The following is a 12,062-nucleotide window of genomic DNA, read 5'->3' as shown; positions in this document are numbered from 1 at the left end:
CGTCAATCCCCTTTCGAGGCAAGGCGCTTCAGCTCCTTCTCGGTGGACGCGAGCAGTTCGTTCCAGGCCTCCTCGAACTTCGCGACGCCCTCGTCCTCCAGCGACTGCACGACATCGGCGTAGGAGATACCCAGCTTCTCGACGGCATCGAGGGCGGCGCGGGCATGGTCATAGGTGCCGGTGATGGTGTCGCCCGTGACCTCGCCATGGTCGGCTGTGGCGTGGAGCGTGGCCTCCGGCATCGTGTTGACCGTGTTCGGCGCGACCAGCTCGACGACGTACAGCGTGTCCTTGTACGCGGGGTCCTTGACGCCGGTCGAAGCCCACAGGGGGCGCTGCTTGTTGGCTCCCGCCTGCTCCAGGGCGGCCCAACGCTCCCCCACGAACGTCTCCTCGTACGCCTGATAGGCGAGCCGGGCATTGGCCAGCGCGGCGGTGCCCTTGAGTACCTTGGCCTCATCGGTGCCGAGCGTCTCCAGCCTCTTGTCGACCTCACTGTCGACACGGGAGACGAAGAAGGAAGCGACGGAGTGGATGGTCGCGAGATCGACGCCTGCGGCCTGCGCCTTCTCCAGGCCCGCCACGTAGGCGTCCATGACCTCGCGGTAGCGCTCCAGGGAGAAGATCAGCGTGACGTTGACGCTGATGCCGTTACCGATCACCTCGGTGATCGCGGGCAGGCCCGCCCTGGTCGCCGGGATCTTGATGAGAGTGTTGGGGCGGTCCACCAGCCAGGCCAGTTGCTTGGCCTCGGCAGCAGTCGCGGCGGTGTTGTGCGCCAGACGCGGGTCCACCTCGATGGAGACGCGGCCGTCCTGGCCCTGGGTCTCGTCGAAGACCGGGCGCAGGATGTCGGCGGCGTCGCGGACGTCCGCCGTGGTGATCATGCGGAGGGCTTCTTCGGCGGTGACCTTGCGAGTGGCGAGGTCGGTGAGCTGCTGCTCGTAACCGTCGCCGCCACTGATGGCCTTCTGGAAGATCGACGGGTTGGTGGTGACGCCCACGACGTGCTGCTGGTCGATCAGTTCGGCGAGGCTGCCGGACGTGATCCGCCGGCGCGACAGGTCGTCCAACCAGATCGAGACGCCTTCCTCGGAGAGGCGCTTCAGTGCGCTCATGTTGTCAGTCATCGGACAGAACTCCTGCTCGGTGTAAGGGGGATCAGCCCGTGACCTCACGCGTCACGAGAACGACGGACGTTGACGTCGGCTCTGATCAATCGGCGAGGATCGCCCTGGCCGGACCACCGCCCTGCGCACCGGTGGCACCAACCACCGCGATGACCTTCTTCTCCGACACGATTCCCCTCCTTGCCACAGGGAGAAAGCTCACCCTCGCACCTTGACCGACGGCCGACCCGCAGATTAGATGATGCATCAACTGTTACCGAGGCTCAACCTACATTGCTAGGTGACACATCAACAATCACCTCTACGCTTGCACGTATGACTGAGGAAGCAAGCTGGCTCACCCCGGCCGAGCAGGACGCCTGGCGCAACTTCGTCCGGTTGCAGAGCAGGCTCATCGGCCGGCTCTCCCACGATCTGCAGACCGAGTGCAACCTGTCCGCCGCCGACTACGCGGTCCTCGTCAATCTCACCCAGGCGCCCGAGGGCCGACTCCGCTTCCTGGACCTGGCCAGAGCTGTGGAATGGGAGAAGAGCCGCATGTCCCACCACATAGCCCGGATGACGAAACGTGGGCTGGTGACTCGTGAGCCGTGCCCCGAGGACGGCCGCGGCGCGTTCGTGGTCGCCACCCCGGCAGGCCGGGCGGCGATCGCGGCAGCGGCCCCACTCCACGCCGGAGCCGTGCGCCGCCTGTTCATCGCCCCCTTCACACCACAGGAGCTGAACACGTTCAGCGAACTCTCGAAGCGCCTTCTGGAGCAGCTGGAAAAGGATTCGCTCCAGGACGGTTTCGTACCGTTCCGTCAGCAGGGCCAGGGCGGTCAGCGGGTACGGCCGCGCGGCTTGAGCGGGGTCGCCGGCAGTGCGGGGGCGGGCAACGGCGAGCCGTCGTAGCCGTGGACCGTCCCGAAACGATCGCCGGACATCCAGGCCGCACGCCCCTCGGCGATCTCCTCCTGGGTTCGTCCGATGAGGTTCCACCACATGATGATCTTCTCCTCGAACGGCTCTCCCCCGATCAGCAGCAGCCCCGAGTCGCTGAGGGCGCGCAGCGGCAGCTCGGTACGCCCCGACCCCAGATAGAGCATGGAGCCGGGGTCGAGGCGCACGCCGTCGACCTCGGTGGCTCCGGACATCGTCAGCACGGCGTACTCGAAGTCCGGCTCCACCGGCAGCCGTACGTCCGCGCCTTCGGCGAGCGCGAGGTCCGCGCCGACCAGCGGCGAATACGTCGTGCCCGGCGAGACGGCGCCGTCCAGTCCGCCCAGGATGACGGTGGCCGTCAGCCCCGGACCCGTGACGGCCGGCAGGTCGGCGTGGTGCTCGAAGGCGGGCGCGGTGTGCCGGTGGGCGTCGGGCAGCGCGACCCACAGCTGGGCGCCGTGAAGCAGCCGGGGATGCGGCACGTTGCTCTGCTCGGCGTGCGCGATGGCCCGCCCCGACGTCATCAGACCGAGCTGACGAGGACGCAGGACCTGCACGCTGCCGACGCTGTCGCGGTGCAGGACCTCGCCCTCGTGCAGCCAGCTCACCGTCTGCAGGCCCATGTGCGGGTGGGGCGGCACCTGCATGCCGGGCTCGTCGGCGATGTCGTCGGGCCCGTAGTGGTCGACGAAGCACCAGGCGCCCACCATGCGCCGTCCCAGATTCGGCAGCAGTCTGCGCACGACCGTGGCGCCCAGGCTTGCCTCACGCGGGTTCAGCAGCTCCCTGACGGGCTGTCCAGGCACATCGGCCCGGCCTCCGAACTCACGGAGGCCGGGCTGGAGGTCGAGGTCACTCATGACGACTGCGTCCCTTCTGTCGCGGCGGGCCGCGGTACGGAGTTGTGCCGTCCCGGGCGTTCGGGCGCGGGCACGATGGGCACTTCACCCCGTACCGCCCGCGTGACGGGGGTCCGGTCGGCGATCTCCAGCAGCCGCGCACGCCGATCGTCGTCGAGGTCACCCGTCAACTCGATGCGCCGGGTGATGCGGAACGCCCGGTCCGGCCCCTTCTCGTATGCCAGGTGCACCCGGACTTCGGGCAGGGGCCACTGCTTGCGCTGGGCGTACATGCGCAGGGTGATTGCCGTGCAGGAGCCCAGCGCCGACAGCAGCAGGCCGACGGGAGTGGGCGCTGTGTCGGCCCCACCGACCGACTCCGGCTCATCGGCGGCCAGCGGGTGGCGACCCGCGCGTATGTCCACCCGGTAGTCCGATCCAGAACTGGTGGCGACCACGGCTGCGGCTCGTACGTACTCGGGCTGGGGCTGGGGCTGGATGGCATCAGCCGTCTCGGTCTGCTCCGCCTGCGACACGGCCCGCCTCACAGCCCGAACCGGTCCCGCTGCCCCTGCGGCACCAGGTCGGCGTACTCCGAGTGCTTGCCGATCCAGCCACGGATGAAGGGGCAGAAGGGAAGCACCCCGAGCCCTTCCTCCCTGGCCGCGCCCAGGGCCGCGCGGGCCAGTACGCCGCCGAGGCCCCGGCCTGCGAACCGCGGATCGATTTCCGTATGGATGAAGGCGATCTCGTCCCGGTACCGGTGGTACTCGGCGAAGCCGGCGAGTTCGTCGCCGTCGAAGACTTCGAAACGCGATCGGCCGGGGTTGTCCGCCACGCGGGATTCCATCGCTCCTCCTCGGGATGGTCGCTGCGCCGCCGTTCCTCCGCACGAGGAGGAGACTTCCGCGGCAAGACAACCACCAGGCTAGTTGATTAGTCAACCGACCCCCGCGACGGCACCCGCGAGCCAGGTGAGCGACCATACAGTTCGGGATCACCACCGTCGGCGATGTCACGCCGGACCCGGCGACGGGCCGTACGCCGACCGGGCGCGATCGGTCAGCGTGGCGGCGTGACACCGTTGATCCAGTTATGCGCGGCGATGGCGGTGCTTTGGTCGCGTTCGCCCAGCACTGTGATGCGCTCAAGGGCGGCAAGGTGCACTGCCGTGAGGGGGACGGTGGCGGCCAGAGCGTTCTCGTCGAAGTACTGGGGCCGGCGGGTGCCGGGAATCGGGACGACGTCGGGCGCCTGGGCCAGCAGCCAGGCCAGGGCCACCTGGCCAGGCGTGGCGTTCACCTCCGCCGCGATGCCGCGCAGGACATCAAGGGTGGAGAGGTTGCGGTCGAGGTTCTCTTCCGAGTACCAGGGCAGGTCGCGCCGGTAGTCCTGGCTGTTCAGATCCCCGCGTGAGGCGATGGCACCGGTAAGCGCACCGCGCCCAAGGGGGCTGTAGGGCACGATGCCGATGCCGAGTTCCCGGGCCAGAGGGACGATGTCGGCTTCGATGCTTCGTTCCCACAGGGACCATTCGGTCTGCAGGGCGGTGATCGGGTGGACAGCCGCAGCCCGCCGGATCGTGTCCGGGGCGGCCTCGGACAATCCAAGGTGGCGCACCTTGCCCTCGGCGACGAATTCGGCCAGGGCGCCGACGGTTTCCTCGATCGGGATCGTCGGGTCTACACGGTGCTGGTAGTAGAGGTCGATGTGGTCGGTGCCCAGCCTCCGCAACGACCGCTCCAGGCGCTCACGCGCGTAGGCGGGGCTGCCGTCGATGCGGGCTTCCGCTCCCCCGACAGGCACGGAGACGATGCCGAACTTCGTGGCGATGACGAAGTCGTCGCGCCGACCAGCAACTGCCCGGCCGATGATTTCCTCGCTGTCGCCGTAGCCGTCGGCGGTGTCGATCATGGTCACGCCGAGCTTGTCCGCGCGCTCGACAATCTCCCGCGCCACCGCGTCGGGGCTGTAATCGCCGCCTTGCCCGTAGACGTTGGCGAAGCTCATCGCGCCGAAGCCGATCGCACCGACCTCCAAGCGGTCGGGTCCCAGGGACCGAGCCGGGATGCGCATCTGGTCACGTTCCTTTCACAGGACTTGTCAAGGTCAGGGCCTGCGCTGGGGTCACGCGGGCAGGTGCTCGTGGTAGAAGGGCACGAGTCGTGCGATCGCCTGGTCGACGTAGTCGGGTACGTCGTACATCTCGTAGTGCCCGGCGCCTTCGACGACGTACAGGTCGACGGGGTTCGGCGCCTTCTCCCACAGCTGCATGCCCGCCTCGTAGGAGCCGGTGTTGCCCTTACGGCCCGCCAGGATGACAGTGAGCGGCTGCGTGAGCAGTTCCTCCACATGCGCGAACGCGTCGTAGCCGAGGATGAGGGAGTCGCTGCGGGAGAGCCGGCGATTGGTGGAGTGCTCGCTGTGCCCACGTGGGGTGCGGTAGTAGGTGATCGCCTGGGTGCTGTCGATGTCGGTGAGGCCGATCGCCGCAGCATCCTCAAGGGTGTCGGGCAGCCAGTTGTCGCGCTTCACCTGCCCGTTGAGGATCTCCTGCGTGCGCGCTTTCGCCAGTTCGTCCAGTGCGGCGGCAGGACCGTTCGGGGTGAAGCCGCGGAACGATGCGCCTATGTTGCCGCCTACGACAGTGCCCACGGCCTTGATGCGGTGATCGGTGCGGGCCGTATGCACGGCATAGCCGCCGCCGGCGCAGATGCCGAGGACGCCGATGCGGTCGGGGTCGACGCCGGGGACAAGGGTGAGCGCGTCGATGGCGTAGGAGATGTCCTCACCACGACGGTACGGGTCCTCCAGGTCCCTCGGCTCACCACCGCTCTGCCCCTGGTGGGCGGGGTCGAACACAAGCGCGACCAGGCCGCCGTCCGCGAGCCGGGCGGCGTAGTTCGCGCCGATCTGCTCCTTGACGCTGCTGCCGGGCGTGGAGAGGACGACCGCCGCGTGCGGCTGCGCGGCATCGAAGCCCTCCGGCAGATACAGATCGGCGGCGAGCTCGAAGGGGCCTCGTGGGATGGAGATGTGCTGACGCGGCATGAGCTGAGAACCTTTCCCATATCCTGTACAGGAGGCAGCCAATCCACTGACCTCACTAGTTCACTATCGAACTAATACGAGACTGTATCACTTTGGAACGGGGTGCGCGATTCCTTCGGACGACGCGGCGCAGATGTGGAAGCTGAACCAGCGCCTGCTGACGGTGGTGATGAACTCCTGCGTCGGTACCTTCGACGAGCTGGGGCTGGAGACGAAAGAGTTCTTCGTCCTCGACGAGGTGGACACTTGCCGGTATCCCGCGGTCTTGGCGACCAAGCTGATGATCCCGAGGGCGAGCGTGACGATCTACCTGCGGAGCCTGGTCAGCAAGGGGCTGGTGCGGCGGGAGATCGACGAAGAGGACCTGCGCCGCCACCGCCTGGCGACCACCCAGCACGGCCGCCATGTTCTGGGCCAGGCTCTTGACGCCCTCGCTGCGGGATTCTCCGACATCATGGGCAGGCTCGATCAACACGACCGCGACGAGCTGCGGCGCATCCTGCTGACGCTCCTCGAACCCGAGGGGCGGAGCGAGGCGTGAACGACGTAGAAGAGCTGGCGGGCCTGCCGGAGGAGAGAGCCGCGAAAGCGGGTCGCCGACCCTGAACAGTCCGCACCAGCTGACGATCATGCGGGACGGCGCGGTCGTCCGCGGCTGATCTCAGTGTCTGCTGTCGCCGGGGGCGAGCAGGCCGGTGACTTCGGCGATCGCCTCCGCCGAGGGATGAAGGTACCTGCGGGCGTTCTCCGGCTGCTTGTGCCGGGACTTCGCCATCGGCATCGGCAGGCTCGCCCCGCCCGCCGAGGTGCGTGAGTCCGGCCCGGACCAATGCCGCAACCGGCGCCTGGCTCTCCGTTCCCACTGGCTCCGGTCAGGAAGAGGCTGCCGTCAGGGTCTGCAACTCGGCGTCCGACAGGTGCAGGTCGTGCGCAGCGAACAGCGCCGGCAGCTGATCGACGGTGCGTGCCGATGCGATCGGTGCGGTCACAGTCGGCTGCTGCGCGAGCCAGGCCAGTGCCACCGTGGCCATCTCCACGCCTCGCGCCGTCGCGACCTGCTCCAACGCATCGAGCACCTTCACGCCGCGATCGGTGTCCGCGTAGCCACCAGCGAGTCCGGGAAGGTTGCGCACGTACGCCGGCTGCAGCGCCACGTAACGCGCGCCAGACCCTCACGATCGGAGAAGGCCAGTGATGCGGAAAGCCGTTCGGGACTGATGTTGGAGGTCGCGATGGCGCGCACTTTGCCGGACTTCACGAGGTCGTCGAGCGCGGCGATGATCTCGTCTACGGGGATGGACGCGTCCCGGTCGTAATGGGTGTAGTAGAGGTCGATGTGGTCGGTACGCAGTCGCCGCAGGGACTCCTCGGCGGCGGCCTTGATAGTGGCGGGCGCGAGGCCCATGTACTTCGGGTGGTCACCGACCTTGGTTGCGACGGCCACGTCGTCGCGGTTGCGACGGGTGGCGAGCCAGTCGCCGATGATGGTCTCGGACTGGCCCGGCTCGTTGCCCTGTTCGGGAAAGTAGTTCATGTATGAGTCGGAGGTATCGATGAAGTTGCCCCCTCCGGCGAGGTAGGCGTCGAGCACCGCGAACGACTGTGCTTTGTCGGCGGTCCAGCCGAAGACGTTGCCACCCAGGCAGAGGGGGGAAACGAGGAGGTCGGACGAGCCGAGGACGCGGAGTTCAGTCATGCCGAGACCAACGCGCGCTCCGCGCCTGATGTTCCGCGCTTGCCGTGCCGGCTGGTCCTGCGCGCCTACCCCGGAGCGGCAGTTGAGGGGCGGGCGAGGGAACGCCACGGCCGCCGCCCCTGCTTCAGGAAGGACTTCCTGTTCCGTCATGATTGCGCGCCTCCGTGATGCAGTCGTGCAGCCGGTCGCGCACGTCCCGCAGGTCCGTCATCTGCCGGTCGAGGCGGTCGCGTTCGGCCGCGAGCAGTTCCAGCAGTTCCGGTGACACTTCACCGGAGTCGGCGAACGGCAGCACCTCGCGGATGGTTCTGCTGGGCAGGCCCACGGAGTAGAGCCGCTGGATCAGCCTGACCCGTTCGACGGCGCCGGCCGGATACTGGCGCTGGCCACCCGGATTCCGGGTGGAGTGGAGCAAGTCCTGCTGCTCGTAGTAGCGCAGCGCCCTGACGCTGACGCCCGCCTTCGCGGCGACCTCTCCGATCCGCATCCCGGCCCCCCGACCCGACTCGACGTCTCGCTTGCACCTGACGTTGGCGTCAGGTTTTAGCGTAACGGCACCGGTACGAACCATCCCTTACGGACTCTGGAGCACGCCTGTGACCAGCACATCTCCGGCTCACTTCTCAGGGCCTCAGGAAGAATCAGCGATGTTCATCAGGAACATGTCCGTGATCGCCGGGAGTGCGGTGTGGTCGGCATGACCGACATCAACAAAACCGTCGTCGTCCTCGGCGCCACGGGGCAGCAGGGAGGATCGGTCGCCGCTGCGCTGCGGGCCGACGGCTGGGGGGTGCGCGCGGTCGTGCGGGATCCGTCCGGCCACCGGGCCCGGTCCCTCTCCGCCTCCGGCGTCGAAACCGTCCGCGGTGACCTCGGCGATCCGGATTCGCTCCGCGTGGCCTTCGCCGGCGCCCACGGTGTCTTCAGCGTCCAGCCGAACTCCGGCCAGGCCGGCGCCGACGTGACCAACGAGGACGAGGTCCGCTTCGGCACGGCGGTGGCCGACATCGCCGAGCGCTGCGGCGTCGCCCACCTCGTCTACAGCTCGGCGATCACCGCGGGCTCGACAACGGGCGTCGACCATCTCGACACCAAGAGCCGTATCGAGGCCCGTGTCCGGAATCTGGGCATCGCCGGCACCATCATTCGGCCGGCCACGTTCATGGAGCTCCTGGTGACCCCCGAAATGGGCCTCGACCGGGGACACCTGTCCTTCCTGATGCGCCCCGACCAGGCCATGCAGTTCATCGCGGTACACGACATCGGCCGCATCGTCGCCGCGGTCTTCGGCTCACCCGAAAGCTACACCGGCCGCACCATGGAGATCGCCGGTGACGCTCTCACCGGCAACGCCCTGGCCGAGCATCTGACCCGGGCCGCCGGCCGGCCGATCAGCTACAGCCGTCTGCCGACGACGCTGCCGGCACAGGACGAGGTCCTCAGCAAGTTGGAAGCACTCGTCGACGACGGCAGGCTGGCGGGAAACGCGAACCTCGACGCGTTGCGCACGGAGTTCCCCTTCCTGTTGGGCTTCGACCGCTGGCTGGCGGGCCCCGGTGCGGGCCTCCTCGACGAGGCGCTCCGTTCCACGGACACGGGCATCGCTCCGCGCTGAACGAGGCTTCCGCCCCCACTCCGGGTCACCCGTCGGGTGTGGTCACAGCCAGTCGTGTTCGCGGGCGTACCGCGCCGCTTCGTGCCGGGTCTGGGTCTGGGTCTTCCGCATCGCATTGGACAGGTAGTTGCGGACGGTGCCCTCGGCGAGGTGGAGCTGGCCGGCGATGTCGACGGCGGAGTAGCCGTCGGCCGTGGCGCGCAGGACGTCGATCTCGCGGTCGGTGAGGGGGCAGTCGTCGATGAGGGCGAGCGCGGAGACGTCCGGGTCGATCCACCGCCGACCCTCGTGCAGGGTCGCGATGACGGACGCGATGTGCGCCGGTTCGGCGGACTTGCTGACGAATCCCTGGACACCGAGCTTCAGTGCCCGGCGCAGTACCCCGGGCCGGGCGTGCCTGGTCAGCATGAGGATCACCTGGTCCGGCAGGACGCTGCGGATCGCCGAGACGGCGCTGAGCCCGTCGACGCCGGGCATCTCCAGGTCGAGGACGAGCACGTCGGGCTGGTACCGCAGGGTGGTACGGACGGCGTCCTCGCCGTCCTCGGCTTCGGCGCGCACAGTGATGTCGCCCTCAAGCGGCAGCAGCGCCGCGAGCGCCTTGCGCAAGAGTGCCTCGTCGTCGGCGATAACGATGGTGGTCATCGGGCCTCCTGTGCCTCGGGACCGGGCGACGGGAAGTTGGCGAAGGTCAGGAAATGCCCGTTCTTCTGGTCCACCGTGAGCTTTCCCCCGTTGTCGGCCACGCGTTGTTCGAGAACGGCGAGACCGCTGAGTTCCGGGAGCGGCTCGTCCGGTACGCCGTCGTTCACGATGGTGATGCCTGACTCGGACAAAGTGATCCGGACTTCCCGGGCCTCGGCGTGCCGCAGGATGTTGGTCGTTGTCTCGCGCAGGACCTGGCCGAGCAGCTCGCCCGCGCGACTGTCCACGTCCGCGTCGCGGCGGATGTGTACCTCGATGCCGGCGGCCTCGAACAGATTCTTGGCGTTCTCCAGTTCAGCGGGGAGGTTGAGTCGACGCTGTGCGTAGACGAGCTCCTTGGTCTGCGCGATGGTGTCGCTGACGAGCGAGTGGATCTCGTGCAGCTCCTGCTCCGCCCGGCCGGGGTCGCGGTGCACCAGCTTCTGTGCAAGGGCGACTTTGAGCTTCACGACATGCAGGGTGTGACCCTGGATGTCGTGCAGGTCGCTGGCGAACCGAATACGCTCACGCACCACGGCCAGCTCCGCCTCATGCCGACGCGACTCCTCCAAGTCGTGGACGACGTCGTAGAACTGCTTGTTGGGGAACATCAGCCCCGTCACGATGGCGGTGAGGCCCGCGGGGAAGATGACATACGTGATCAGCACCTGACGCGGGTCGTCATCCGTCATCAGGAACCGTGCCGCGCCCACGAGGGCGACGTAGGCGACCAGGGTGACGGCGGCTGCGCCACGATGGCGGCGCAGCCGCGGCACGACCAACGGGCCCACGATGGACAGGCCGAATATCGCCTTCCCACTCCCGGCCTCCAGGACACCGAAGATCCAGACGCCCGCGGTGAGGACCAGGCACGGCACGGCGACCCGGACCAGAGTGCCTGCCGCCCAGAATACGAAGGCCACCAGTGCCGCGACCACACCCAGGCCCAGGACCAGAGCGTCCAACCAGGAATCGGCGTCCAGCGCTACCAGGAACACCCCACCGACAGCGACCACCGGGAGCAGCGTGATCAGGTTGAGCCGTCGCAGCCGTCCCTGTGTTGTCGCCTCGGTAATTTCAGACATGGTCCAGCCAGTATCCGTGCGGAGCTTCCGGTAGACCAGTGACACTGCGTCATACATGGCTGCCAGGATTGTCATAGCGCGGACGTGATGCGAAGCCACTACCGGGAGCGCGTCGCGGTCGGTGGAATCGAGGCATGTCCACTACAGCAGTCATCGAGGTCGCGAACCTCAACGTCCGTTACGGCGATTTCCATGCCGTGAAGGACCTGTCGTTCCAGGTAGGGCGTGGTGAGTTCTACGCGCTGCTCGGCACCAACGGCGCAGGCAAGACCTCGACCCTCGAGGTCATCGAGGGACACCGCCCGGCCGAGTCGGGCACCGTCCGCGTCTTGGGGCAAAGCCCCCGCGACCGCGCTGCCGTGCGCACGCGGATGGGCATCATGCTCCAGGAGAGCGGCTTCTCCCCGGATCTCACGGTGAAGGAGTCGGTCCGGCTGATCGGCACGCTGACCCGGCGGCACGACGACGTCGGCCGCGTCCTGGGCATCGTGGGTCTGACCCACAAGGCGGGCACCAAGGTGTCGCAACTCTCCGGCGGCGAGAAACGCCGTCTGGACTTCGCCACCGCCGTGTACGGCGGGCCCGAGCTGGTCATCTTGGACGAGCCGACGACCGGCCTGGACATCCAGTCCCGCGACGCGCTCTGGGCCGCCGTGGACAGACTGCGCGACGAGGGATCCACGGTCGTGCTCACCACTCACTACCTGGAGGAGGCGCAGCAAAGGGCCGATCGCATCGGGCTCATGCACCAGGGCACCTTCCACCGTGAGGGGACCGTCGTCGAACTGACGCACACCCTGCCGTCCGTGATCACCTTCGCTCTCCCGGCCGGTGCTCCGAAGCCGCCAATGGGAACTGTGCAGGTGGACGGGGCCTTCCGGGTGGAGACCTTCAGACTGCAGGAGGACCTCTACCGCCTCCTGGGCTGGGCTCACGACGCCGGGGTGGACTTCCGGGAACTGGAGTCCGGTCCGACCCGCCTCGACGATGTCTTCCGCGCCATCACCGGCGGCTGAACCCACCAACGCTCTGCCCCGA

The 12,062-nt window shown here is 68.0% G+C and carries 13 protein-coding genes and 2 pseudogenes; 4 read left to right on the top strand and 11 right to left on the bottom strand.

The genetic code is table 11. The annotated features are described in order from the left end of the window. Window positions 1-2: 2 nt before the first annotated feature. Window positions 3-1,130: a transaldolase gene (gene tal / locus ACIBLA_RS20950; RefSeq protein WP_399199410.1), complete on the bottom strand. Its 1,128-nt coding sequence runs from the start codon at window positions 1,128-1,130 to the stop codon at window positions 3-5. A gap of 315 nt (window positions 1,131-1,445) precedes the next feature. On the opposite strand from tal, the pseudogene ACIBLA_RS20945 reads away from it, so the two are divergent. After that, a pseudogene (locus ACIBLA_RS20945) lies at window positions 1,446-1,901 on the top strand (MarR family winged helix-turn-helix transcriptional regulator); the annotation flags it as partial. A gap of 50 nt (window positions 1,902-1,951) precedes the next feature. Here ACIBLA_RS20945 and ACIBLA_RS20940 read toward each other — a convergent pair. From ACIBLA_RS20940 to ACIBLA_RS20920, 5 genes are all read right to left on the bottom strand, one after another. Beyond that, window positions 1,952-2,914 (bottom strand): pirin family protein, encoded by a 963-nt coding sequence (locus ACIBLA_RS20940; protein ID WP_363243941.1) that lies wholly within the window; start codon window positions 2,912-2,914, stop codon window positions 1,952-1,954. Continuing rightward, the gene (locus tag ACIBLA_RS20935) at window positions 2,911-3,429 is read right to left on the bottom strand and encodes an OsmC family protein (RefSeq protein WP_399199409.1); all 519 of its coding nucleotides are present in this window, start codon (window positions 3,427-3,429) and stop codon (window positions 2,911-2,913) included. Before ACIBLA_RS20935 ends, ACIBLA_RS20940 begins: the two co-directional genes overlap by 4 nt. An 8-nt stretch (window positions 3,430-3,437) precedes the next feature. Next, window positions 3,438-3,743 carry a GNAT family N-acetyltransferase gene (locus ACIBLA_RS20930; protein WP_363243939.1) on the bottom strand — a complete coding sequence of 102 codons (306 nt, stop codon included), beginning with the start codon at window positions 3,741-3,743 and terminating at the stop codon, window positions 3,438-3,440. Window positions 3,744-3,955: 212 nt separating this feature from the next. Next, on the bottom strand, window positions 3,956-4,969 hold the full coding sequence (locus ACIBLA_RS20925; RefSeq protein ID WP_363243938.1) for an aldo/keto reductase: 1,014 nt from the start codon (window positions 4,967-4,969) through the stop codon (window positions 3,956-3,958). 51 nt (window positions 4,970-5,020) lie between these two features. Beyond that, on the bottom strand, window positions 5,021-5,944 hold the full coding sequence (locus tag ACIBLA_RS20920) for an alpha/beta hydrolase (protein ID WP_363243937.1): 924 nt from the start codon (window positions 5,942-5,944) through the stop codon (window positions 5,021-5,023). A gap of 133 nt (window positions 5,945-6,077) precedes the next feature. Between ACIBLA_RS20920 and ACIBLA_RS20915 the strand changes: the two genes are divergently transcribed. Beyond that, a complete protein-coding gene (locus tag ACIBLA_RS20915; RefSeq protein WP_363243936.1) occupies window positions 6,078-6,485 on the top strand; it encodes a MarR family transcriptional regulator in 408 nt (135 codons plus the stop codon). A 120-nt stretch (window positions 6,486-6,605) separates the two neighbouring features. Here the strand turns inward: ACIBLA_RS20915 and ACIBLA_RS20910 are convergent, their stop codons facing one another. The 3 genes and pseudogenes from ACIBLA_RS20910 to ACIBLA_RS20900 form a co-directional block, all read right to left on the bottom strand. Beyond that, window positions 6,606-6,782, bottom strand: a complete 177-nt coding sequence (locus ACIBLA_RS20910) for a hypothetical protein (RefSeq protein ID WP_363243935.1) — start codon at window positions 6,780-6,782, stop codon at window positions 6,606-6,608. Window positions 6,783-6,816: 34 nt separating this feature from the next. Next, window positions 6,817-7,640, bottom strand: a pseudogene (locus ACIBLA_RS20905) (aldo/keto reductase). Between the two features lie 124 nt (window positions 7,641-7,764). Further along, the gene (locus tag ACIBLA_RS20900) at window positions 7,765-8,127 is read right to left on the bottom strand and encodes a MerR family transcriptional regulator (RefSeq protein WP_363243934.1); all 363 of its coding nucleotides are present in this window, start codon (window positions 8,125-8,127) and stop codon (window positions 7,765-7,767) included. Between the two features lie 210 nt (window positions 8,128-8,337). Between ACIBLA_RS20900 and ACIBLA_RS20895 the strand changes: the two genes are divergently transcribed. Further along, complete coding sequence (locus tag ACIBLA_RS20895) at window positions 8,338-9,255, top strand: NmrA/HSCARG family protein (protein ID WP_399199408.1); 918 nt, start codon at window positions 8,338-8,340, stop codon at window positions 9,253-9,255. 42 nt (window positions 9,256-9,297) lie between these two features. On the opposite strand, the gene ACIBLA_RS20890 is transcribed toward ACIBLA_RS20895, so the two are convergent. Beyond that, entirely contained in the window at window positions 9,298-9,900 is a 603-nt protein-coding gene (locus tag ACIBLA_RS20890) for a response regulator transcription factor (RefSeq protein WP_363243932.1), read from the bottom strand. Further along, window positions 9,897-11,024 carry a histidine kinase gene (locus tag ACIBLA_RS20885; protein ID WP_363243931.1) on the bottom strand — a complete coding sequence of 376 codons (1,128 nt, stop codon included), beginning with the start codon at window positions 11,022-11,024 and terminating at the stop codon, window positions 9,897-9,899. Before ACIBLA_RS20885 ends, ACIBLA_RS20890 begins: the two co-directional genes overlap by 4 nt. A gap of 134 nt (window positions 11,025-11,158) precedes the next feature. Here ACIBLA_RS20885 and ACIBLA_RS20880 point away from each other — a divergent pair, with 134 nt between their 5' ends. After that, window positions 11,159-12,040, top strand: a complete 882-nt coding sequence (locus ACIBLA_RS20880; RefSeq protein ID WP_399199407.1) for an ABC transporter ATP-binding protein — start codon at window positions 11,159-11,161, stop codon at window positions 12,038-12,040. Window positions 12,041-12,062: the final 22 nt, after the last annotated feature.

Origin of the sequence: Streptomyces sp. NPDC050433, from assembly GCF_044458565.1 — a bacterium.
In the GTDB taxonomy this organism is placed as follows: domain Bacteria; phylum Actinomycetota; class Actinomycetes; order Streptomycetales; family Streptomycetaceae; genus Streptomyces.
Note: the sequence above shows the minus strand (reverse complement) of the source record. Positions and strands in the feature narration are given on the sequence as shown.